The 22,495-nt window shown below is 70.3% G+C and carries 22 protein-coding genes and 3 pseudogenes; 14 read left to right on the plus strand and 11 right to left on the minus strand.

From position 1 onward, the window contains the following. Positions 1–78: 78 nt before the first annotated feature. From ACZ3IC_RS00185 to ACZ3IC_RS00195, 3 genes are all read right to left on the minus strand, one after another. The gene (locus ACZ3IC_RS00185; RefSeq protein ID WP_467411126.1) at positions 79–837 is read right to left on the minus strand and encodes an SDR family NAD(P)-dependent oxidoreductase; all 759 of its coding nucleotides are present in this window, start codon (positions 835–837) and stop codon (positions 79–81) included. A gap of 54 nt (positions 838–891) precedes the next feature. Beyond that, positions 892–1,227, minus strand: coding sequence for a YnfA family protein (locus tag ACZ3IC_RS00190; protein ID WP_467411128.1), 336 nt, complete (start codon positions 1,225–1,227; stop codon positions 892–894). A gap of 81 nt (positions 1,228–1,308) precedes the next feature. Continuing rightward, positions 1,309–2,766 carry an FAD-dependent oxidoreductase gene (locus tag ACZ3IC_RS00195; protein ID WP_467411129.1) on the minus strand — a complete coding sequence of 486 codons (1,458 nt, stop codon included), beginning with the start codon at positions 2,764–2,766 and terminating at the stop codon, positions 1,309–1,311. Between the two features lie 125 nt (positions 2,767–2,891). On the opposite strand from ACZ3IC_RS00195, the gene ACZ3IC_RS00200 reads away from it, so the two are divergent. Both ACZ3IC_RS00200 and ACZ3IC_RS00205 read left to right on the plus strand, forming a co-directional pair. Then, entirely contained in the window at positions 2,892–3,467 is a 576-nt protein-coding gene (locus ACZ3IC_RS00200; protein WP_467411131.1) for a TetR/AcrR family transcriptional regulator, read from the plus strand. Continuing rightward, a pseudogene (locus tag ACZ3IC_RS00205) lies at positions 3,468–3,704 on the plus strand (MarR family transcriptional regulator); the annotation flags it as partial. It abuts the gene before it with no gap. Here ACZ3IC_RS00205 and ACZ3IC_RS00210 read toward each other — a convergent pair. Further along, the gene (locus ACZ3IC_RS00210; RefSeq protein WP_467411132.1) at positions 3,678–4,472 is read right to left on the minus strand and encodes a Mut7-C RNAse domain-containing protein; all 795 of its coding nucleotides are present in this window, start codon (positions 4,470–4,472) and stop codon (positions 3,678–3,680) included. The pseudogene ACZ3IC_RS00205 and the gene ACZ3IC_RS00210 sit on opposite strands and share 27 nt — an antisense overlap. A gap of 225 nt (positions 4,473–4,697) precedes the next feature. Further along, positions 4,698–5,474 carry a metallophosphoesterase gene (locus ACZ3IC_RS00215; RefSeq protein WP_467411134.1) on the minus strand — a complete coding sequence of 259 codons (777 nt, stop codon included), beginning with the start codon at positions 5,472–5,474 and terminating at the stop codon, positions 4,698–4,700. 172 nt (positions 5,475–5,646) lie between these two features. Here ACZ3IC_RS00215 and ACZ3IC_RS00220 point away from each other — a divergent pair, with 172 nt between their 5' ends. Then, the gene (locus ACZ3IC_RS00220; protein ID WP_467411135.1) at positions 5,647–6,084 is read left to right on the plus strand and encodes a GNAT family N-acetyltransferase; all 438 of its coding nucleotides are present in this window, start codon (positions 5,647–5,649) and stop codon (positions 6,082–6,084) included. Positions 6,085–6,111: 27 nt separating this feature from the next. Here the strand turns inward: ACZ3IC_RS00220 and ACZ3IC_RS00225 are convergent, their stop codons facing one another. Next, positions 6,112–6,657, minus strand: a complete 546-nt coding sequence (locus ACZ3IC_RS00225) for a GNAT family N-acetyltransferase (protein WP_467411137.1) — start codon at positions 6,655–6,657, stop codon at positions 6,112–6,114. Between the two features lie 67 nt (positions 6,658–6,724). Continuing rightward, positions 6,725–7,540 (minus strand): DUF6597 domain-containing transcriptional factor, encoded by an 816-nt coding sequence (locus ACZ3IC_RS00230; protein WP_467411138.1) that lies wholly within the window; start codon positions 7,538–7,540, stop codon positions 6,725–6,727. 89 nt (positions 7,541–7,629) lie between these two features. Between ACZ3IC_RS00230 and ACZ3IC_RS00235 the strand changes: the two genes are divergently transcribed. Then, entirely contained in the window at positions 7,630–8,202 is a 573-nt protein-coding gene (locus ACZ3IC_RS00235) for a TIGR03086 family metal-binding protein (protein ID WP_467411140.1), read from the plus strand. 165 nt (positions 8,203–8,367) lie between these two features. Here the strand turns inward: ACZ3IC_RS00235 and ACZ3IC_RS00240 are convergent, their stop codons facing one another. Both ACZ3IC_RS00240 and ACZ3IC_RS00245 read right to left on the minus strand, forming a co-directional pair. Next, a complete protein-coding gene (locus tag ACZ3IC_RS00240; RefSeq protein ID WP_467411141.1) occupies positions 8,368–9,261 on the minus strand; it encodes a universal stress protein in 894 nt (297 codons plus the stop codon). A gap of 81 nt (positions 9,262–9,342) precedes the next feature. After that, positions 9,343–10,344: an Acg family FMN-binding oxidoreductase gene (locus tag ACZ3IC_RS00245; RefSeq protein WP_467411142.1), complete on the minus strand. Its 1,002-nt coding sequence runs from the start codon at positions 10,342–10,344 to the stop codon at positions 9,343–9,345. A 307-nt stretch (positions 10,345–10,651) separates the two neighbouring features. Here ACZ3IC_RS00245 and ACZ3IC_RS00250 point away from each other — a divergent pair, with 307 nt between their 5' ends. The 4 genes and pseudogenes from ACZ3IC_RS00250 to ACZ3IC_RS00265 all read left to right on the plus strand — a co-directional run bounded on the left by ACZ3IC_RS00250 (position 10,652) and on the right by ACZ3IC_RS00265 (position 15,046). Continuing rightward, on the plus strand, positions 10,652–11,413 hold the full coding sequence (locus tag ACZ3IC_RS00250; RefSeq protein ID WP_467411144.1) for an HAD family hydrolase: 762 nt from the start codon (positions 10,652–10,654) through the stop codon (positions 11,411–11,413). After that, positions 11,413–12,087: pseudogene (locus ACZ3IC_RS00255) on the plus strand (glycoside hydrolase family 65 protein); the annotation flags it as partial. The gene ACZ3IC_RS00250 and the pseudogene ACZ3IC_RS00255, both read left to right, overlap by 1 nt. A 207-nt stretch (positions 12,088–12,294) precedes the next feature. Next, a pseudogene (locus tag ACZ3IC_RS00260) lies at positions 12,295–14,027 on the plus strand (glycosyl hydrolase family 65 domain-containing protein); the annotation flags it as partial. 98 nt (positions 14,028–14,125) lie between these two features. Next, a complete protein-coding gene (locus ACZ3IC_RS00265) occupies positions 14,126–15,046 on the plus strand; it encodes a universal stress protein (protein WP_467411145.1) in 921 nt (306 codons plus the stop codon). A gap of 152 nt (positions 15,047–15,198) precedes the next feature. Here the strand turns inward: ACZ3IC_RS00265 and ACZ3IC_RS00270 are convergent, their stop codons facing one another. Then, positions 15,199–15,882 (minus strand): TetR/AcrR family transcriptional regulator, encoded by a 684-nt coding sequence (locus tag ACZ3IC_RS00270; RefSeq protein WP_467411146.1) that lies wholly within the window; start codon positions 15,880–15,882, stop codon positions 15,199–15,201. Between the two features lie 115 nt (positions 15,883–15,997). On the opposite strand from ACZ3IC_RS00270, the gene ACZ3IC_RS00275 reads away from it, so the two are divergent. Further along, entirely contained in the window at positions 15,998–16,558 is a 561-nt protein-coding gene (locus ACZ3IC_RS00275) for an NAD(P)H-dependent oxidoreductase (RefSeq protein ID WP_467411148.1), read from the plus strand. A gap of 80 nt (positions 16,559–16,638) precedes the next feature. On the opposite strand, the gene ACZ3IC_RS00280 is transcribed toward ACZ3IC_RS00275, so the two are convergent. Continuing rightward, positions 16,639–17,229, minus strand: a complete 591-nt coding sequence (locus tag ACZ3IC_RS00280; RefSeq protein WP_467411149.1) for a hypothetical protein — start codon at positions 17,227–17,229, stop codon at positions 16,639–16,641. 129 nt (positions 17,230–17,358) lie between these two features. On the opposite strand from ACZ3IC_RS00280, the gene hemL reads away from it, so the two are divergent. From hemL to ACZ3IC_RS00305, 5 genes are all read left to right on the plus strand, one after another. Continuing rightward, a complete protein-coding gene (gene hemL / locus ACZ3IC_RS00285; protein ID WP_467411150.1) occupies positions 17,359–18,675 on the plus strand; it encodes a glutamate-1-semialdehyde 2,1-aminomutase in 1,317 nt (438 codons plus the stop codon). Further along, a complete protein-coding gene (locus ACZ3IC_RS00290) occupies positions 18,672–19,364 on the plus strand; it encodes a histidine phosphatase family protein (RefSeq protein ID WP_467411152.1) in 693 nt (230 codons plus the stop codon). The genes hemL and ACZ3IC_RS00290 overlap by 4 nt, the downstream gene beginning before the upstream one ends. A gap of 446 nt (positions 19,365–19,810) precedes the next feature. Further along, entirely contained in the window at positions 19,811–21,052 is a 1,242-nt protein-coding gene (locus tag ACZ3IC_RS00295) for a polysaccharide deacetylase family protein (protein ID WP_467411153.1), read from the plus strand. Between the two features lie 67 nt (positions 21,053–21,119). Then, on the plus strand, positions 21,120–21,731 hold the full coding sequence (locus tag ACZ3IC_RS00300) for a TlpA family protein disulfide reductase (RefSeq protein ID WP_467411155.1): 612 nt from the start codon (positions 21,120–21,122) through the stop codon (positions 21,729–21,731). 22 nt (positions 21,732–21,753) lie between these two features. Beyond that, a complete protein-coding gene (locus tag ACZ3IC_RS00305) occupies positions 21,754–22,491 on the plus strand; it encodes a cytochrome c biogenesis CcdA family protein (RefSeq protein ID WP_467411156.1) in 738 nt (245 codons plus the stop codon). Positions 22,492–22,495: the final 4 nt, after the last annotated feature.

Below are 22,495 nucleotides of genomic sequence, written 5' to 3' on the forward strand. Positions count from 1 at the left end.
TTCAGTAGCAGCGTCTTCGCACGGAAAAGCCCTGGGCGCGGGTTGTGCGTCCGGGGCTCCTTCTGTTTTCTGCCGGGTTCAGGCGGTGCGGTGGACCTTGGAGTTGGAGGCCTGGGCGCGGGGGCGGACCACCAGGAGGTCGATGTTGACGTGGCTGGGGCGTGTGACGGCCCAGGTGATGGTGTCGGCCACGTCCTCGGCGGTCAGGGGGGCCTCGACGCCCGCGTAGACCTTTGCCGCCCTTTCGGTGTCGCCGCGGAAGCGGGTCGTGGCGAACTCCTCCGTCTTGACCATGCCGGGGGCGACCTCGATGACGCGGACCGGGGTGCCTACGATCTCCAGGCGGAGGGTCTCGGCCAGGACGTGTTCGCCGTGCTTGGCGGCCACGTAGCCGCCGCCGCCCTCGTAGGTGGAGAGGCCCGCGGTGGAGGAGAGGATCACCACCGTGCCGTCGCCGCCCTCGGTGAGGGCGGGGAGCAGGGCCTGGGTGACGTTGAGCGTGCCGATGACGTTCGTCTCGTACATCTGGCGCCAGTCGGCGGGGTCGCCGGTGGCGACGGGGTCGGCGCCGAGTGCGCCGCCGGCGTTGTTGACGAGGACGGCGAGGGTACGGAACGCCGTGGCGAACTCGTCCACCGCATCGCGGTCGGTGACATCCAGGGTGTAGGCCGTCGCCTGGTGGCCCGCCTCGTTGATCTCGGCGGCGAGCGCCTCGATGCGGTCCTTGCGGCGAGCGGTGAGGACTACGCGGTAGCCGGCGGCGGCCAGCTGTCGAGCGGTCGCGGCGCCGATGCCGCTGCTCGCTCCGGTGATGACGGCGATCGGGGTGGCGGCCATGGTGGACTCCTCGGGCAGCTGATCGGTGCGGGCCCAGGATAAGCAGGCGTGCGGTCAGTGGTTGCGGGGGGCGTACATGATCACGGCCATGCCGACCAGGCAGATCAGCGCGCCGATCACGTCCCAGCGGTCGGGGCGGTAGCCGTCGGCGACCATGCCCCAGGCGATCGAGCCGGCGACGAAGACACCGCCGTACGCGGCGAGGATGCGGCCGAACTCGCCGTCCGGCTGGAGTGTGGCGACGCAACCGTAGGCACCGAGCGCGATGACACCCGCGCCGATCCAGATCCAGCCCCGGTGCTCACGTATGCCCTGCCAGACGAGCCAGGCGCCGCCGATCTCGAAGAGTGCGGCGATGGCGAACAGGGCGACTGAGCGGGCGACGAGCATGGAAGCAGCGTGCCATGGTGCGAAGGGGCGGTGTCGCTCGAGATGCGGACGCCGCGTGCGCCGTGGGTGCGGGTCGGATGCTCATCGGGTGAGCGCGGCCCGCAGGGCCGCCGGTTCGGCGTGGTCACTCGCCCAGGCGATGTAGCCGTCGGGGCGGACGAGCAGGGTGGTGGTGCGATCGCCCCTCCAGTGGGCGTGCACCAAGGGAGTCGTTGATGCGGGGGTGGCGGCGCCGGCGGGGGTGACGAGGACGAATGTGCCGTCGCGCAACAGTTGGTGGAGGCGGCCCTCCCGCAGGCTCAGGTCCGGGGCGCGCTTCGCGGTGAGGGGGTGGGCGCCACGCGGGGCCGCGTAGGCGATCGAGATGCCGGAGATCAGGCCTATGGCCTTGTCGCAGGCGGGCCGGATCGTGGCCAGCGCCTTGGCGGCGAGTGCCCGGACCGTCCGCTGGAGCGGGGTGCCGGCCATGGCGAGGCGGACGAGTGCACCGCTGGAGCGGAGCACCATGGTGCCGACCGGGTGCCGTTCGGCGTGATAGCTGTCGAGCAGTGCCTCCGGTGCGGCCGTGTGTCCGTGCAGTACGGCGGCGAGCTTCCAGGAGAGGTTGGCGGCGTCCTGGAGGCCGGTGTTCATGCCCTGGCCGCCTGCGGGTGAGTGGACGTGGGCTGCATCTCCGGCGAGGAAGACCCGGCCGGTGCGGTAGGCGGGCACCTGGCGCTCGTCGCTGTGGAAGCGGGAGATCCAGCGCGCGTCGTGCATGCCGTAGTCGGAACCGAGGACGAGGCGGGTGGTTTCGCGCAGTTCGTCGAGGTCGATGGGGTCGCTGTCGGCGGCCTGGTGCTCGCGGTTCCAGCCCATCACGCGGTACCAGCCGTCGCCGAAGGGGATGATGAACGCGAAGGCGTCTCCCACGCCGTTGACCGTCAGGAGGCAGGGGGGTTCCTCGGCGAGGCGGACGTCGGCGAGGACGAGCGACCGGATCACGGATTCGCCGGGGAAGGGGAGGCCGAGTGCCTGACGCACTCGGCTGCGTACTCCGTCGGTGCCGACGAGGTAGTGGGCGCCGGCCGTGGTCCGGCTGCCGTCCGCCTCACGCAGTTCGGCGGTCACGGTGTCCGAGGCGGGGCTCTGGCGGAGCGCGGTCAGCTCCGTGCCGTACCGGAAGTGGACGCCCGCGGTGCGGGCGCGGCGCTCCAGCAGGCGCTCCACCTCGTACTGCGGAGTGATCAGCACGAAGGGGAAGCGGGTGTGCAGCCGGGAGAGGTCGAGCGAGAGCTTGCCGAAGAAGCGCAGGGTGGAGAGGGGCGTGCCCGTCTTGATGAGTTCGTCGGCGAGGCCGCGGGTGTCGAGCAGTTCGAGTGTGCGGGCGTGTACGGCGAAGGCGCGCGTCATGTTGCTGGTCTCGTGCGGGCGGCGCTCCACGAGCGTGACCGAGAGGCCCTGGGCGGCGAGGTCGCCCGCGAGGAGCAGGCCGGTGGGGCCTGCGCCCACGACGAGTACGTCGACGGTGTCGGGTGCGGTGCTCGGGGTGGTGGTCATGTCTGCCTCCTGGGCCCGTTCGTCATCGGTCACCTTCGCGCCAACAAGCGTTGGTCAACACTTGTTGGCAACGGTAGTCCTGTCGTGATTGGCATGTCAACAGCTGTTGGCCTACAGTCGTTGGCATGACGACGAAGCGCGCTGTTGCCCCCCGCCGCTCGGATGCCACCAGGGCTGCGATTCTCGAAGCCGCGCGCGAGCGGTTCGCTGCCGACGGGTACGAGCGCGCGACCATCCGGGCCATCGCCCGCGACGCGAACATCGACCCGTCGATGGTCATGCGCTACTACGGCAACAAGGAGGGGCTGTTCGCCGCCGCGACCGCGATCGACCTTCGGATGCCCGAGCTGGGGGCGATACCGGGCAAGCACATCGGTGCTGTCCTCGTCGCGCACTTCCTGGACCGCTGGGAGGGCGACGACGTGCTCACGGGCCTGCTCAGGGTCGGTGTCACCAACGACGCGGGCGCCGAGCGGATGAGGGCGGTCTTCGCCGAGCAGCTCGGTCCGGTAGCGGCCGGCGTCTGTCCCGATCCGGCCGACGCCCCGCGCCGTGCGGCCCTCGTCGCCTCGCAGATCCTGGGGATGGCGCTCGTGCGCTACGTCCTGAGGGTCGCGCCCGCCGCCTCGATGCCGCGCGAGGAGGTGATCGCTTGGCTCGCGCCCACCGTTCAGCGCTATCTGACCGCCGAGCGGCCGTAGCGCGGTCGCGGCGACCGGCGGAGGGTGCTCGTCGCGACCGTGCCGGAGCGGACGGCGGAGATCGGTGCGGTGTGGGAGCGACTGAACGGGGCGTGGGCGGCGATGTTCGAGGCCTACGACGATGACGAAGTGGCTCTGCGCATTGCCCATATGCGGCGGACGGTTGAGCTGAGTGCGCTGCAGGTCACGGCGTTGCGGGAGGGTGGCCCCTCAGCCTTCGGCTCCGGACGGGCGTGATGGCGCCCGGTCGCGGACATCCTCCTCGGCGTCGTCCGGGGGAGTGGGCGCGAAGTCGTGCAGCGCTTGCGTGACGATCGCGTCCAGGTGGGTGTGGTGGGCGCCCCGCCAGTAGACACGGTCGCACTCCGTGCACTGCGCGAAGACGTCGTACGAGCGGCGGGTGCCGTGTTCCAGATGCTTCCTGACGGAGTCCTTGTCGGCGGCCTTCAGGGGGCCGTTGCAGGCGGTGCATCTGGTCCAGGGGGCCAGATGCGGGGTGAACCGCTCCAGTACGTCACGCAGTTGGTCCTCGGGCCGGTCGCTGTAGACGTACGCCCCGGCCCAGATCTCCCGCCGGTGCAGCAATCCGCGGTCCCGGGAGAGCAGTACGCGGCGCTCGTCCGCCGACCGGGCGGCCAGCGCGGCATCGCCGATGTCCTCGCTCTCGTACGCCGCATCGACACCCAGCAGCCGCAGCCGCCGGGCGAGCGTGCCGAGGTGGACGTCGAGCAGGAACCGCAGGGGTGCGCCCGGGACGCGCTGGGGGCGTTCCACGGCGCGTACCTCGACCAGCTCGCCAGCACCCGGGATGTGTGAGACGGATACGGGGCGGCCGTCGACCAGGAGCTGTCCGGCCTCGGTGAGCGGGATGCCGAGCGACTCCACGACATGGCCGAGGGTGGAGGAGCCGTCGGTCGTCACGGCGCTGCGTCCCCGGCGGCGTGCGTGCGCGACGAAGAGTCGCAGCTCGGGAGCGACTTTGAGGTGGATCTCGGGTCCGTTCACCCCGTCAGGATGTCATCGGGCGGGGTGCGCGAGCCAGGGGTTTCGATGCCGGGGCGTACGGGGCCTTCCGGTGACTGCGGGTGACTGTGGGTAACTGCGGGTGGCTGCGACTGTCGGGAATTTCAATGTCGGTGCGGTGCGGTGCGGTGCGGGTGCGGGTGCGGGTGCGGTGCAGGGCAGGGCAGGGCAGGGCAGGGTGCGGTGCGTGCGGTGTGGGGGCGGCGGCTACGGCACGACGCGGTAGTGCGTGGTGATGCGCCCGCCCGCGCCCCGGTCGCCCTCGTCCAGGACATGGAAGGCCACCCCGGGCGGGGCCACCCGGTCGGTCAGCCCTTCGCCGCTCTCCCAGGGCAGTCGCAGCGTCGACACGACTCCGGGCGCCACGAGCAGGGGCCGTCCGGCGAAGGCCGCTGCCATCGCGGTGTGCGCGTGTCCGGTCAGGATCGCCGGGACGTCGGCAGTGGGGTGCTCGGCGAGGAGTTCGGCGAACCGGGCTGCGTTGGTCAGGTTCATCGAGTCCAGACGCGGGTGGCGGACCGCGGCCGGGGGGTGGTGGAACGCGGGGATCGCCGGGGTGTCGCCCAGGTCGTCGAGGGTGCGCGCCAGCCAGTCCAAGGTTTCGTCGTCGAAACGTCCCGCATCCTCGCCGGGGATGGTCGAGTCGCAGAGCAGCAGGGCGTAACCGGACACGTGGTGCAGCCGGTTGATAGGGGCGGCCGGATGTACCCCGTCGTCCGGTTCGTCGGCCAGCAGGATCTTGCGGTAGGTGCTTCGGTCATCGTGGTTGCCCGGGCACGGGTAGGCGGGCGCGTTGAGTGCGGCCAGCAGTCGGGCCGCCTCCGCGTACTCCTCGGGGGCGCCGTGGTCCGTGATGTCTCCGGTGACCAGGACCGCATCCGGTTGCCGGGTCAGGGAGTTGAGGTACGCCACCACTCGGGTGGCCCGGTCCGTGGCCCGGGCGGTGCCGTCGAGATGCAGATCGCTGATGTGTGCCAGCAACATCGGGTTGTTCCCCGTCAGTCAGTCAGTCAGTCAGTCAGTCATGACAGTCGGTTGGTCGGGCAGAGGCTCGTTCGTGAAGTCGGGCTAATGGATGGTGTGTTGCCCACCATTTGATCGATGGGTGGGGTGTCCGTGCAAGACCCCGCGCCGCTCCGGGGCCTACAGTTCCCGCATGCAGATCCTCGATCTCGAACCTGGCGATGACCGACTGGCCGGTGACCTGCTTCCCGTCCTGCGCGAACTCCGCCCCCATCTCACCGAGGACCTCTTCCGGGAGGTGTATGAGAAGGGGCACGCACAGGGGCTGCGGTTCAGCGCCGTCTACGACGACGAGGGTGCCTGTGTGGCCGCGGCCGGCTGGCGCATCGTCGACAACACCAGCCAGATTCGGAAGTTGTACGTCGACGACCTGGTCACCGTCGAAGGCGCCCGTTCCACCGGCGTCGGCCGCCGGCTCCTCGGGCATCTCGAAGGGCGGGCCAGGGAGGCCGGCTGTCTGCACCTCAGCCTGGACTCGGGCACGCAGCGCACCGACGCCCACCGCTTCTACCTGCGGGAGCGGCTGGACATCGTCGCGTTCAACTTCGACAAGGTCCTTGATCTGGATTGAGCCCGAGGGCCCGGGTGCGCGCCGAAGTCAGCGTCCCGCGTCCGGGGCGTCCGGCGTGAGGTCCAGCTGCCAGTCGTTCGTGAGCAGCGCGTGGCCGGGCGGGTACTCGAAGTCGCACGTACCGATCAGGGTGAAGCCCGCCTTGCGGCACACCGCGTTCGACGCGCCGTTGTCGACGGAAGGATAGGCGTGCAGATAGCGGTGAATGCGTTCGGCGCGGGCCTGTTCGGCGACGGCCGTCGTGGCAGCCGTCGCGATGCCCAGGCCCTGGTGGCCGGGGAGGACGGCCCAGCCCGTCTCGTACACCTCCCGGCCCTGCCAGGTCCGCTCCCAGAAGCCGATCGTGCCCACGGGCTCATCCCCACCGGCCAGGGTGATGCGGAACATCCTGCCACCGCCCGTCCGGCCCGCGCTCATCGCCACATAGCGCTCATGACGCGCTATGAGCTGCTCCTCCGTCTCGGGGCCGCCCAGATGGTCCATCAGCTCCGGTGCGTTGGCGCGGCGGAGCAGCTCCAGGTCGACGTCCGACCAGGGCTCGATCTGTACGGATGATGAAGCGATGCGTCGCATGCCAGAACTGTAGGACGCGGCACTGACAGCCGGACGGCGCTCGGGCAGCCGGACACGGATCCCCGGGTCATCGGTGCGGGGCGAACGCCGTCGGCGGGACACCGACCGTCGCCGTGAAGTCCCTGACCAGGTGGGCCTGGTCGCTGTAGCCGAGCTCCGCGGCGAGTTCCGCCCAGTTCACCTCCGGGTCCGACTCGGCCCGCTCCAACGCCTCGTGGATGCGGTAGCGGAGGATGACCCACTTGGGGCCGACGCCGACGTACGCGGCGAAGAGCCGCTGGAGCGAGCGCGACGACAGCCCTTCGGCGCGGGCGAGTTCGTCGACACGGCGCATCGCGCGGTCCGTACGAACCAGGTCGACCAGGGCCATCGCGTGGTCGGCCTGCGGGTCCGGTTCCGGGCCGATCGCCAGCAGATACGCGTCGAGCGCCGCCACCCGCGCGTCCTCGTCCGTTGGGTCCAGCACGGCCGACGGCGGGGCGGGCGGGGCGAACACCTCGTCCGCGGGGAGCCGCCGCCCCGTCCACTCGGAGACCGGCCGGTCCGGGGCGAACGGGCGGAATCCGCCGGGCCGGAACTGCACCCCGCAGACCCGCCCCCGGCCCTCCAGCTGTTGCGTGAAGAGCTCCAGACCGATGCCCGAGACCTCCACGGACCCGGTGCCGTGGCCCTCGCCGGTCCCGTACCGCTGGAAGACCAGGTTCACGGACGGGTGCGGCACCAGATGAGAGGCGTACGGAGCCGGCAGGTCCCAGTCGATGAGCCAGTAGTGCTCCAGGTACGGCCGCAGCGCGGGGGCGGGTTCGCGGCGGCGGAAACGCACCTGCGCGAAGAGGTCGGGGGCGTCGACGATTCCCCGGGTATCGCGTCGCGGACCAGCCATGGCGGCGATCCTACGGTGCGCCGTACTCCGTGGCGGGCGGTGTCGCGTTTCTTCAAGCGCCGGGCGGACCTGGCATGCAGGGTCGAAGCATGAAGAAAATCAGCGAGTTGCTGGAAGCGGCCGCCGGGCAGGCCGTTCCCGTGATGGTCGGCATCGACGACAAGAGTCTGGCAGATCCCACGCCGTGCACGGAGTACGACGTACGGGCCCTGATCAACCATCTCTTCCAGGTGGTCGTCAACTTCCAGGCCCTGGCGGCCAGGGAACAGGCCGACTTCGGAGAGATGCCGGACGTCGTCACGGGGGACTGGCGGGCCCGTTTCGGTGAGGAGGCGGCCAAGCTGGTGGCGGCCTGGGCCGTGCCCGGCGCCGACGAGGGGACGACGGGGGCCATGGGGCTCCCGGCCAGGACCGTCGGGAACATGGTGCTGGGCGACCTGACCGTTCATGTCTGGGACCTGGCGCGCGCCACCGGCCAGGAGTTCGTTCCGGACGATGCGGTGCTGGGCGAGATCGGTCCCCAACTGGCCGCGATGGCACCGATGGCCCGGGAGGCGAAGGTGTTCGGCGATCCCCACCCCGTACCGGACGGGGCTCGGCCCTTCGAGAAGGTGCTGGCGCTGACCGGCCGGGACCCGGGCTGGCGGCCTCCCGGCGCGTGACGCCGACGGCCGGAGCGTGCGCGTCCGGTGGTGCACCCGGGCTGTCGTAGAGGCCGCCCTTCGCGTTGATTCCCTCCTCCGCCTTGGAGTCGCACGGACCGGACCGCGTCCGCTCTCCGGTCGGAGACCACCCGACTCTCCGGTCGGAGGTCACCCGACAGGCTCTCAGGCCCGGGACGAAAGGTACGTATCAGGGACGACGGCGACTGGGCAGGGCGCGTGGTGCAGCATTGCGTGGTTCACCGGGCCCAGGTGACGTCCGTGCCGCCCGCTGCTCCGCCGGGCGCCGACGACCAGCAGCTCCGCACCTGCGGCGGCTTCGATCAATTCCTGGTGCGCCGGTCCCTGCACCACCGACCTGTGGATGGCGACGTCGGAGGAACCGGTCCGGTCCAGTGCCGACAGGACGTCCTCGAGGTGTTCCTCAGCCTGCTGCTGGTGTGCTGAGGCGGGGGAACCCGAGAGGAGCGGATGGGACATGGCGTGGTGGGCGGGGGCGCGCCAGGCCCGCACGGCGATCAGCTCGCCGTGGCGTGATGCCGCCTGGCCGAGTGCGAAGACGGCGGCTGCCGACGGTCCTGCGGCGCTGCCGATCCCGACGACGACGCGGCCGGACTGCGGCGGGGTGCTGGGCGTCCTCGCCGGGACCACCACGACCGGGCAGTGGGACCGGTTGGCGAGCGTGAGGCTGACGGACCCCAGGAGCATCTCGGTGATCCGGCCCCGGCCGCGGGATCCGAGGACGACAAGGGTTGCCTTGTGGCTCTCCCTGACGAGCGCGGCCACCGGGTCCTCGGGCTGTACGGCCACCACCACGTCCATCTCGGGTCCGAGCCGTCGCGCGCGTTCCTGAGCGGCGGTGACGAGCTGTTCGGCGAGGATCTGTTCGGTGGTCCGTTCGGTGTCCGGAGCGGGGTGCAGGCCTTCGTAGCGTTCCCACAGCGATGCGTGGACGACGCGCAGGGGGAGCCGTGAGCGCGCCGCTTCCGCCGCCGCCCAGTCCAGGGCACGGAGACTGCCCACCGATCCGTCCACTCCGACGACTACGGGGAGCCGCATCGCTCCCACCGCCTTTCGTGCTGATCAACCCGGGCTCGGGCGTATGTCCGGGCGTACGTTGTCGCGTACGTCCTCACGTTTCTACGGTTCGACCGTCAGCACCTGGTTCAAGGGACGGCGCGGTGTGCGCGGTCCCTTGGGCCCGTATCCCAGGCGGACGATCATCTGTGCGTGCCCCGTGCCGAAGACCGGGTCGCGCAGGAGCCATCGCAGGTCCGGCCATTCGATGGGCTGGGTCGCGAACGAGGTGGACACGTTGTGGAGCGCGGCGGTGAGCAGGACACGTTCCAGGGCCTGACCGGCGCGCAGCCAGTCCACGGAGCGGTCGCCCGGGGTGCTCAGCAGGGCCAGCTGCGGCCGCTTCTCGAACGGGACGCGTGCCCGGCCCCCGAGCACTCCGGTTCCCGCGAAATCACGGGTGGTCGCCCGCTCGGCGGCGTCGCGGGGGCCGAAGGCGTAATCCGGGATTCCGTCGACGGGCGCCTCGGTCTTCGTGTCCCGGGTCCAGTGCTCCTGCTCCGCTTCCCGGCCCGGATCCCCGCGGTTGTATCCCTCGGCGTCCCGTATCAATTCGAGCACGGTCTCCAGATGCGGCGGGACCAGGAACGCGAAGTCCGCGCCCTCGATACGGGCCTCGTCGGAGAGGCGCGCGCGGATGTCCTCGGGGACCGCCTGGTCGTCGAACGGATAGCGACTGGTGTGCCGCTCCCGGATCGCGGGGTGGAGAGCGGCGAGCGCTTCGTCCGCGGGCCGTTGCGGAGCGTCGGGGCGGAAGCCGAGACGGACGGTGGCCAGGAGGGCGGGTTCCGACGGTTCGGGCAGCAGTGCGGTGACCGCGTGCAGGCCGTGGTGGGCGGCGGACACCCGCAGGTTCAGCAGGGCCGCGCCGCAGCCGACGTGCAGTGCGCGGGTGGAGGGGTCGGCCTCCGGCATCGCGCGGTCGAGGTCCGCCCGGAGCGTGAAAGTCCGGCCGGCGCGTGTGTAGCGGAACTGCCAGGGCTGGGCGTTGTGCATGGACGGGGCGGCGGTGGCATCGGCGACGAGGTCGGTCAGCGTCCTGTCGTCGAGTGTCTGGCTGAGCATCGGAACTCCCCGGGATCGGGAACGGTCGATGGTCCTCTCTTCAGCATGGAACAGACGACGCCTGGGCGGTATGGGTCATTTGTCTTTCGGGTTCCGTCGTCCGGCGCTGACGGAACGCATCAGGGCCGAACGGTCCCGTGCCCCGGACGGGGTCCCAGAGCCTGCCCCCTGATGTCGTACGGAGTCCACATGCCGTACGGAGTCATGCCGTACGGAGTCCACATGCCGTACTGAGCCCACGCCGCGCCCGTACGCCGCAACCGTGGTGCCATGAAGAAGAGCCCCTGACGAAGGGACCGCCCCGGTCATGGCAGCCGCACCGCCCCTGGCACCGTGCCTGCGCTCCGTGCGGGCCGTGGTCTTCGACACGGACGGAGTGATCACCGACTCCGCCCGGCGGCACGCCGCAGCCTGGAAGAAGGCGTTCGACGCCTGTCTGTCGGCCGTCGCAGGACAGCGGCCCTTCGACCCCGTCGACGACTATCTGCGCCATGTCGACGGCCGGTCGCGGAAGGACGGTGCAGCGGCGTTCCTGGCATCGAGGGGACTCGACCTTCCCGAGGGCGACCCCGATGACCCGCCGGGAACCACGACGGCATGGGCCATCGCTGCCCGCAAGGACGAGCTGTTCACGCAGAGCCTGCGCACCGACCCGGTCGACGTCTGGCCCGGCACGGTCCGTCTCCTCGATGTACTGTGCGGCGAACAGGTGCCCTGTGCCGCCGTCTCCGCGTCCCGGCACGCCACGGAACTGCTGGCGCGGGCCGGCCTCATCGACCGGTTCGATGCCGTGGTCGACGGGAACGAGGCGCGCCGACTGCGGCTGCCGGGGAAACCGGACCCAGCGCTCTTCGCCGAGGCGGCGAGACGCCTGCGGACCCCGGTCCAGGACACGGCCGTGGTGGAGGACGCGCTGGCCGGGGTCGAGGCCGGGCGGCGCGGTGGCTTCGGACTCGTGGTCGGCGTGGACCGTACGGGCAGCTTCACCAGCGCCGCCGCGCTGCGCCGCCACGGTGCCGACATCGTGGTGGCCGATCCGGGGGACCTGCTGATGGCCGGGGGCGACTGATGGCACGGGCGTGGACCTGGTCGTACGAGGGGTACGACCCGCAGGAGGAACGGCTGCGCGAGGCGCTGTGCACCCTAGGCAACGGGTACTTCGCCACCCGTGGAGCCGCATCCGAGACATCCGAGGGCCGGTCGCACTACCCCGGCACCTACGCGGCGGGCTGCTACAACCGGCTGACCTCCTCGGTCCGGGGCCGCCGGGTGGAGAACGAGGACCTGGTCAACCTGCCGAACTGGCTGCCGCTGCGCTACCGCATCCACCCTGCCGGCAGCACCCCGGGACCATGGCTCTCCCCGGACCACGCGCACCTCGCGGAACACGGTCAGTCACTCGATCTGCGCGGGGGCACGCTGACGCGCCGATCCGTCTACGAGGACGGGGCGGGCAGAGTGCTGCGTGTGGAGCAGTGCCGTCTGGTGCACATGGGCGATCCGCATCTCGCCGCCTTGCACACGGTGTTCCGGGCGGAGGGCTGGACGGGCGCGATCGAGGTGGAGGCGGGGATCGACGGCGATGTCCGCAACTCCGGTGTCGCGCGGTACCGGGGTCTGTCGAACCGGCACCTCACCGGCTGGGTGACCGGTACGGAGGGGGACGGTGTGGTGTCGCTGAGGTGCCGCACGGTGGAGTCGGACATCGGTGTCGCGCTGGCGGCCCGCACGGTGGCCGTGAGCGGCGGCGAAGGGACCGGGGTACAGGGAAGCGGACACGGCCCCGGACTCGAACCCGGGCCTGTATCGGGGATCGGACCCGGGCCGGTATCGGGGCTCGAACCCGGGCCGGTATTGGGGCTCGAACCCGGGCCCGAACCCGGGCCTGAACCCGGGCCTGAACCCGGGCCTGAACCCGGGCCTGAACCCGGGCCTGAACCCGGGCCTGAACCCGGGCCTGAACCCGGGCCCGAACCCGGCCCCCGCTTCCGGCAGACGGAGAAGGTGGTCTTCCAGCGGCTGGTGCTGCAGCTGAGCCCGGACTCCGACGCCGTCGCCGACAAGACGGTCGCCCTCCACACCGCGCGCGACCCCGCGATCGGCAGCCCCCTGCGGGCACCGTGGCCGCGGTGCGCAGGGCGCCGGACTTCGTGCATCTGCTGTCCTCGCACCGGCGGGCCTGGGCCGACCTGTGGCAGCAGGTCCGGCTGGAGGTCCCGGGCGAGGCAGGCCGCATTCTCCGGCTGCACCTCTTCCACGTGCTGCAGACGCTCTCCCCGCACACCGCCGAACTCGATGTGGGGGTACCGGCGAGAGGACTGCACGGCGAGGCGTACCGAGGCCATGTCTTCTGGGACGAGTTGTTCGTACTGCCGTTCCTGAACCTGCATCTCCCGGAAGTCTCCCGAGGACTTCTCGACTACCGCTACCGGCGGCTGCCCGCAGCGCGTCGCGCGGCGCGTGATGCAGGCAGGGCCGGGGCGATGTATCCCTGGCAGAGCGCAGACAACGGACGTGAGGAGACCCAGGAACTCCATCTCAACCCGCGCTCGGGGCGCTGGCTGCCCGACCGCTCACGGCTGCAGCACCACGTCGGCTCGGCCGTCGCGTACAACGTGTGGCAGTACTGCCAGGCCACCGCGGACACGGAGTATCTGCACTCCAGGGGCGCGGAGATGATGCTGCAGATCGCCAGGTTCTGGGCCGACAGCGCCGAATGGGACGCGTCCCTGGCCCGCTACCGCATCCGTGGTGTCGTCGGACCGGACGAGTACCACGATGCCTATCCGGGAGCCGGGACGGCAGGCCTGGACGACAACACGTACACGAACGTGACAGCGGCCTGGGTTCTGTCACGTTCGACAGAGCTGTACCGCGACCTGCCCGGGACGCGGCGTCGGCAGTTGCTCGACTTGATCCGGCTCGACCCCGACGAACCGGAACGTTGGGAGGACATTTCCCATCGGCTTCATGTGCCGTATCACCAGGGCGTCATCAGCCAGTTCGCCGGCTATGGGGAACTGGCCGAGCTCGACTGGGAGGGATACCGGAAGCGGTACGGGGACATCCGGCGGCTGGACCGGATCCTGGAGGCGGAGGGCGACACCGTCAACCGTTACCAGGCGTCCAAACAGGCCGATGTGCTGATGCTCGGCTACCTCTTCTCGCCGGAGGAACTGGCCGGTCTCTTCCGGCGGCTCGGGCATGCGCTGGACGAGGACACCTGGCGCGCCACCGTCGACTACTACCTTGCGCGTACGAGCCACGGCTCCACGCTCAGCTCCCTGGTCCATGCCTGGGTCCTGGCCCGGGCGCGCCGCGAGAAGGCGTGGAAGTACTGCGAGGAGGCGCTGACCGGGGACGTGGCCGACATCCAGGGCGGCACCACCCCGGAAGGCATCCATCTGGGGGCGATGGCGGGCACCCTCGACTTCGTACAGCGCGGGATGATGGGGCTTGAGACCCGCGACGACGCACTGTGGCTCGCGCCGGCCACACTGCCCCAGCTCTCGAAATTCGGGGTACGCATCAGATTCCGCCGGCACTGGGACGTGGACCTGCGCATCTGTGTTCGGCAGCTCCGGATCGCCGTACCGGACTCGCACCACCGGGCCGGCCGGGTCGTCCTGGGAGGCCACACCCATGTGATCACACCCGGTACGGCGCGTTGGCTCGACCTGCCCCCGGCCCGGTCCCTCCGGGAAAACTCTCCCTCGCCGGGCCACGGGACAAGAGGGATCGTGGAGGAAGAAGGCGGAACGTCTCTCACCGGAGGTGCGTCATGCCCCGTCCCGTGACCGTCGGCCTGAACGGTACGCCCGCAAGCCTGGCTGCGGCGGACTGGGGCGCCCGCGAGGCGGTGCTCAGAGATCTGCCGCTGCGGCTCGTCAGCGCGTGGGAGTGGCAGCCCTTCGCGTACGCTCCCCTGGCCGGAACCGAGATGCCCGAGCAGTGGTCCCGGCGTATGCCGGACGAGACCGCCACGGAGCTGCGCCACCGCCACCCCGGCCTCGACATCACCACGGACCGGCTCACGGGCCCGCCCGCCGAGATGCTGTGCCGGGCCGCGAAGGAGAGCGAACTGCTGGCCCTCGGGACCGCGGGGCTCGGCCCACTCGCCGGATTCCTGATGGGGTCGGTGGCGATGGCCACGGTCGCGCATGCCGAGCGGCCCGTCGTCCTCGTCCGCGCCGATGAGCAGGGCGATGACACCGGTGCCGACGAGGGAGCCCCGGTCGCGGCGGAGGGTGAAGAGGCGCGGTCGGGTACGGACGACCGTGTCGTGGTGCTCGGCATCGACCTCGGCAGTTCCTGTGACGAGGTGATCGGGTTCGGCTTCGGAGCCGCTGCCGTCCGGTCGGCCGTGCTGCGGGTGATCAATGGCTGGAACCCGCCGCCCCACCTCGTACACGGCATCGGCGGCGACCCGGGCTGGCGGGCCGATGCGACCGCTCGGGCCGCGGAATCGATGCGGACCATGCTGGCACCGTGGTGCGAGCGCTATCCGGCCGTCGCCGTGATCGAGGAGCCCGCAATCGGACGGCCCGCCCGTCTCCTGGCGGAAGCAGGAGCCGAGGCCGGACTCGTGGTCATCGGCCGCCGGGTGAACCCGCACCTGCCCGGTCCGCCCCGCATCGGGCATGTCGCCCACGCCGTCCTGCACCACTGCCCGGCGCCAGTGGCCGTTGTGCCGTCGGCGTGAACGGCCGGCCTCGGCAGACTGCCGAGCCGTCGACTGCCGAGCCGTCGTCGGCGTGAACGGTCGCCCTCGGCCGCCGACTGCCGAGCCGATGACTGCCGAGCCGCCGACTACTGAGCCGACAACTACTGAGCCGCCGACTACTGAGCCGACAACTACTGAGCCGCCGACTGCTGAACCGCCGACTGCTGAGCCGCCCCGAGTCGTGTGACCAGATGGTGCCAGCCCTCCTCCAGGCGCTCCAGCGGTATGCCGCGGTCCCTGGTGAGGTGGTGGACGAGGGCGGCGTCGATGGAGCCGAGCAGGGTGTGTGCGAGCAGTTCCGGGTCGCCCGCCACGTTCGCCTCACGCAGCAGCATCGCGATGTGGCTGAGCCGCAGACGGTGCGCCGGGACGGCGTAGTTGCGCAGCGGGTCGGACCGGCTGGCCAGGATCAGCGGGTGGTGATCGCGTTCGTGGCGCAGGACGGCGGGCCCGAAGGCGTGCAGCCGCTCCGCCGCCGGGGCGCCGGGACCCAGGGGCGGCGGGCCCGCGAGGAAGGCGGCCTGGAGCTGCTCCTCCCGGTGGTCCAGGAGCGCGAGCAGGAGCCCGGCCCGGTCGCCGAAGCGCCGGAAGACGGTGCCCTTGCCCACCCCTGCGGCGGCGGCCACCGATTCCATGGTCAGGTCCGCCGCTCCGCACTCGGTCAGAAGCCCGGAAGCGGCGTCCAGCAGGCGCGTGCGATTGCGTGCCGCGTCCGCCCGTAGCTGGGGTGGTTCACCGGTCGGGGCGAGCGGAAGATGCGTCCGCGCCTCGCCGGGCGCGGGCTGCCTGAGCGGCGGAGGAACGGGACCGGTCATGGCCTCAGGGTAGCGCCCGGAAGGCGTAAGTGGACCACGGTCCGCTTAAGTGGTACAACTTTAAACGGACCACGGTCCGCTTGATTCCGCAGTCTTCGCCTTCCGGGAGTTCCCCATGTCTGTACGCATCCTCGCGCTCGTCGGCAGCCTCCGCGCCGGCTCGCACAACCGCCAGCTCGCCGAAGCCGCCGCCAAGCACGCTCCCGCGGGCGTCGAGATCGAGCTGTGCGAGGGCCTGGCCGACGTGCCCTTCTACAACGAGGACATCGACGTCGAGGGAGGCGTCCCGGCCGCCGCCGCACGGCTGCGCGAGGCGGCCGGCCGGGCCGACGCGTTCCTGCTGTTCTCGCCCGAGTACAACGGCACCATGCCGGCCGTCCTGAAGAACTCCATCGACTGGCTGTCCCGCCCGTACGGCGCCGGCGCCATCTCCGGCAAGCCGGTCGCCGTGGTCGGCACCGCCTTCGGCCAGTACGGCGGCGTATGGGCGCAGGACGACGCCCGCAAGTCCTGCGGGATCGCGGGCGGTGTGGTTCTGGAGGACGTGAAGCTGTCCATCCCCGGCTCCGTGACGCGCTTCGCCGACACCCACCCCGCCGACGACGCCGAGGTCGTCGCCGCGCTCACCGAGGTCATCAGCCAGGTCGCCTCGCAGGTCACCTCCGTGGCCGCCTGACCTCTCACGTGCGGCGGCGCGCCCAGGATGCCGCGCCGCCGTCGGCGGTCAGGGGTGGGCCAGGACCTTGAGAGCCCGGCTCAGGGCCACACCAGGCAGTACGCCTGATGCCCGGCGTCATGCAGACGGTGGCTGAAGTCCTGCCACTCGTGCAGCAGTTGGTAGACGTTGAACGCGTCGCGCGGCCCGCCACGGTCCGGGACCGTGGACCAGATGAAGGCCGCGGCGCCGACCGACTCCTCGCCGACGCCGCGCAGCGGGTCGACGACCGTCATCGGGAGCTTGACCACCGCGTAGTCGGGGTGCAGTACGACCAGTTCGAGCGGGGGAACCTTGTGCAGAGGTACGCCCTGGATACCGGTGAGGACCATCGCCGCCACCGTCTCCGGCTTGATCTTGGTGAACATGCCGCCCATGCCCAGTTCGTCGCCGCCGAGCTCCTCGGGGCGCATCGAAATGGGCACGCGTGCCGCGGTGGCCCCGTCGGGGGCACCGAAGTACTTGTAGGTCACCCCCACCCGGCCACCACTCCTGCTTCCGGCTCCGCCACCCTGCGCACCACCGGCCTGTATGCCCTGCTTGCGCTCCGCCCCACGTCGGTGCCGACCCCGCCGGGCAGGCTCGGGCCCCAGGTCGTCGGTCCCTTCGCCCACTCCGCCACCGCGATGCATATCTCATCCACCCGACTACTACTTAGGAGACACAGCCCCCGCCGCGCAACCCGATCATCGTCTCAGTGACCTCCCCCACGGGCGTGCGGCGAAACACCTGTCCGCAAGACCGTCCGTGGCTCTGACACCATGGCTTGTGTGAGCTTTCCCTATGACGCCCCAGTTTCGCAGACGCTTTTCGACCGCGCGTCCCTCGTGACGCCCGGCGGCGTGAACTCTCCCGTCCGTGCCTTCAAGGCCGTGGGTGGTACGCCCCGCTTCATGGTGTCCGGCACCGGTCCGTACCTCACCGATGCCGACGGCCGTGAGTATGTCGACCTCGTGTGCTCGTGGGGGCCGATGATCCTCGGCCACTCCCACCCCGAGGTCATCGCCGCAGTCCAGGAGGCCGTCGCCCGCGGCACCTCGTTCGGTACGCCCGGTGAGGGCGAGGTCGCGCTCGCCGAGGAGATCGTGGCCCGGGTGGAGCCCGTGGAGCAGGTACGGCTGGTGTCGTCCGGCACCGAGGCGACCATGTCCGCGATCCGTCTCGCCCGCGGGTTCACCGGCCGCGCCAAGGTGGTGAAGTTCGCCGGCTGTTACCACGGCCATGTCGACGCGCTGCTCGCCGCCGCCGGGTCCGGGGTCGCGACCTTCGGCCTTCCGGACACTCCGGGAGTCACGGGCGCGCAGGCCGGTGACACGATCGTGCTGCCGTACAACGACCTGGACGCGGTGCGGGAGGCGTTCGCCGCGCACCCCGGCGAGATCGCCTGTGTGATCACTGAGGCGTCGCCGGGCAACATGGGCGTCGTACCGCCGCTGGACGGTTTCAATGCCGGGCTCAAGGAGATCTGCGCCGCCCATGGCGCGCTCTACATCTCCGACGAGGTCATGACCGGATTCCGTACCTCGAAGGCCGGCTGGTTCGGTGTCGACGGGGTGCGTCCCGACCTGATGACCTTCGGCAAGGTCATGGGCGGCGGCTTCCCGGCCGCGGCCTTCGGCGGGCGTGCCGACGTGATGGCGCACCTCGCCCCGGCCGGTCCCGTCTACCAGGCCGGCACCCTCTCCGGGAACCCGGTCGCCACCGCCGCCGGTCTCGCCCAGTTGCGGCTGCTCGACGACGCGGCGTACGCGAAGGTGGACGCGGTCTCCGCGGAGATCCGCGGCCTGGTCAGTGAGGCGCTGGCCAAGGAAGGCGTGGCGCACACCGTGCAGGTGGCAAGCAACATGTTCTCCGTCTTCTTCACCGACCGGCCGGTGAGGAACTACGAGGACGCGAAGCGGCAGGAAGGTTTCCGCTTCACCGCTTTCTTCCACTCGCTGCTGTCGCAGGGTGTCTACCTGCCGCCGTCCGCCTTCGAGTCCTGGTTCGTCTCCACCGCCCACGACACGCAGGCCGTCGAGCGCATCGCCGCCGCGCTGCCCGCCGCTGCCCGCGCCGCATCGGAGGCCACCGCATGAGCGAGAACACCGGCCGCGAGGACATCACCGTCGTCCATCTGATGCGGCACGGCGAGGTCCACAACCCGGAGGGTGTGCTCTATGGGCGCCGCCCCGGCTACCACCTCTCCGAGCTCGGCCGGCAGATGGCCGACCGGGTCGCCGGGCACCTGGAGGACCGCGACATCACCCATGTCGTCGCCTCCCCGCTGGAGCGCGCCCAGGAGACAGCCACGCCGATCGCCAAGGCGCACGGCCTCGACCTGGCCACCGACGAGCGGCTCATCGAGGCCGCCAACGTCTTCGAGGGCAAGACCTTCGGGGTCGGCGACGGGGCGCTGCGCAAGCCGGACAACTGGAAGCACCTGACGAATCCGTTCCGGCCGTCATGGGGCGAGCCGTACATCGAGCAGGTCGTACGGATGATGGGCGCCCTGGACGCCGCGCGTGACGCGGCGCGCGGGCACGAGGCGGTGTGCGTCAGCCATCAGCTGCCGATCTGGATCGTGCGCAGCTTCGTGGAGCGGCGGCGGCTGTGGCACGACCCGCGCAAGCGGCAGTGCACGCTCGCGTCGCTGACCAGCTTCACGTACCGGGGCGACAAGATCGTGTCGGTCGGGTACGCGGAGCCTGCGCGGGATCTGGTGCCGACGCATCTGCTGGCGGGTGCGAAGCCGGTGAAGGGGAAGTCGAAGGCGTTCGGCGCGTAGTCGGCCCCCGGGCCGGGGTGGTGTGCCCCCGGGCCCGGGCCCCGCGTGCTCCCGGATCGTGTGCCCCCGACCCGCGTGCCCCCGACCCGCGTGCCCCTGGCTTCCGCCCCGCGTGCCCCCGGCCCCCGGGCCGTCGGGTTCCCGGTCGTCCGGTTGACGGTTTGTCCTCAATCGCCGGACGGGCTCGATGTTCGCCCGTCCGGCGATTCTGCTGCCGCCGGGGGACGGGCACCCCGAAGCCGGGGATTGACGGGGATTGATTACTTTGTCGACGGTTGAGTTCCGCTCCCGCCGCGCCCCACTCGTCCGGTCATCCGTTTGAAGGGTGAGGTCTGGGGACGTAAAGAAATTTGTGCTACATCGCGGAACCCCTGTGCTGGATCCCTCATCTAAGTCTCTGCCAGTTTGTATGGACTTGAGGCAAAACGACCGCAGATGGGGAACGCATGCGCGAGATCAGCCGAAGGGGTTTGCTCGGAGCCGGGCTCGGGGCCGCGGCGGCCATCGGTCTGGCGGGGTGCAGTTCCTCGGACCGGTCGGGGGCGGGCGCCGCGGGGGACAAGGGTTCCGACGAGCGCACCCGGGGGACCGGACCTGCGAAGAAGGACGTTCGTGAGATCGGGGACGGTTCCACCGCGTACACCGGAAAGCAGCCGCACCAGCCTTCCGCGCCGGTTCCGCTCGAACCCGGGCAGACGCCGCCGCAGTTCGTGATCTTTTCCTGGGACGGTGCGGGCGAGGTCGGCAACGGGCTCTTCCCGCGCTTTCTGGAACTCGCCAAGGACCACGACGCGGCGATGACCTTCTTCCTCTCCGGCCTCTATCTGCTGCCCGAGTCGAAGAAGTCCATGTACCGGCCGCCCAATAATCCGATCGGTGCGTCCGACATCGGTTATCTGACCGATGGTCACATAAAGGAGACGCTGAAGTACATCCGTCAGGCATGGCTCGACGGGCATGAGATCGGCACCCACTTCAACGGGCATTTCTGCGCCGGTTCCGGATCGGTCGCGAACTGGTCGGCCTCCCAGTGGCGGAACGAAATCGACCAGGCGGTCTCCTTCGTCACCGAATGGCGCACCAACACGGGCTGGACCGACCTCGATCCGCTGCCTTTCGACTACCGAAAGGAACTGGTCGGCGGTCGCACTCCCTGCCTGCTCGGCCAGGACAATCTGCTGTCCACGGCGAGCAGGCTCGGCTGGCGCTACGACGCCAGCTCGCCCGGCGGCACCCAGGTGTGGCCCCAGAAGCGCCAGGGCGTCTGGGATCTTCCGTTGCAGGGCATGCCGTTCCCGGGGCACACCTTCGAAGTCCTTTCGATGGACTACAACATCCTCGCCAACCAGTCGCAGAATTCGACCAAGGGCATGCCCTCGCGCTATCCGGGCTGGCGCGAGCAGGCCACCCAGTCGTATCTCGCCGGATTCGAGCGTGCGTACACGACGAATCGCGCGCCCTTCCACATCGGAAACCACTTCGAGGAGTGGAACGGCGGCATCTATATGGACGCGGTCGAGGAAACGATCAAGAAGATCGCCGGGAAGCCGGATGTGAGGCTCGTCTCCTTCAAGCAGTTCGTCGACTGGCTCGACGTCCAGAACCCGGATGTGCTCGACAAGCTCCGTACGCTGGAGGTCGGTCAGTCGCCCGCAGGGGGCTGGAACGCCTTCTTTAAGCAGGTCTGACAAGGGGCTTTACGGGCAGCGTGGGGGGTGCCCGAGGGCACCGAAACCGCCATGCGAAACTTTTCACATGAGCTATGGCCGCGCGCCCCGACGCCGTTTCACCCTGCTCGCCGCCCCCACAGCGGCCGTCGCACTCGCACTGACGCTGACCGCGTGCAGCGGGGAGGGCAACAAGGCCGGAGGCGGCGGCAATACGAACTTCGTCACAGGCAGCGGCGGCATCTCCACCGTACCCAAGGACGACCGCGAGGCCGCCCCGAAGCTCGACGGCGAGACCCTCGACGGCGAGTACCTCAACGTCGCCGACTACAAGGGCGACGTCGTCGTGCTGAACATGTGGGGCTCGTGGTGCGGCCCCTGCCGTCTGGAGGCCAAGTACTTCACGCAGGTGGCGGAGGAGACGAAGGACAAGGGCGTCCAGTTCGTCGGGATCAACACGCGCGATGCCCAGAAGGGCCCCGCGATCAGCTTCGAGAAGGAACACGGGGTCACCTACCCGAGCATCTTCGACCCGACCGGCAAGCTCATGCTCCGCTTCCCCAAGGGCACGCTGAACCCGCAGGCCATTCCGTCGACCGTGGTCCTGGACCGGGACGGGAAGATCGCCGCTCGTTCCCTGACCGGGCTCGACGACACCGAGCTGCACAAGATGATCGACCCACTGATCGCGGAGAAGTGATTCCGTGCTCACCCTTGCCGAAATGAACCCGACCGTCGTGGACGGGGCGCTGGCCGTCGCCCTGCCCATCGCCGCACTCGCTGGACTCGTCTCCTTCTTCTCGCCGTGCGTCCTGCCGCTCGTGCCCGGCTATCTCTCCTACGTCACCGGCGTCAGCGGCACCGACCTGGCGCAGGCCAAGCGGGGGCGCATGGTCGCGGGCGCCTCGCTCTTCGTGCTCGGCTTCACCGCCGTGTTCGTCTCCGGCGGCGCGCTCTTCGGCTTCGTCGGCCAGAACCTCCAGGCGTACAGCACCACGCTCTCCAAGGTCCTCGGTGTGCTGATGATCCTGATGGGGATCTTCTACATGGGCCTGATGCCGTGGATGACACAGCGCGAATTCCGTATCCACAAGAGGCCGGTGACCGGACTGGTGGGCGCACCGCTGCTCGGCGCGCTCTTCGGGATCGGCTGGACTCCGTGCCTCGGCCCGACGCTCAGCTCGGTGAGCTTCCTCGCGCTGGACCAGGCCACCGCCGTACGCGGGGCGATACTGACCGTCGCGTACTGCCTCGGGCTCGGCCTGCCCTTCGTGCTCGCGGCGGTCGCCTTCCGCAAGGCGCTCGGCGCCTTCGGCTGGGTCAAGCGCCATTACGCATGGGTCATGCGTATCGGCGGCGTCATGATGATCGCGACCGGGCTGCTCCTGCTGACCGGTGTGTGGGACAGCATGATGCAGGAACTGCAGGGCTGGTCCGACGGCTTCACGGTGGGGATCTGAGTTT

Source organism: Streptomyces sp. NPDC002958, from assembly GCF_055563255.1.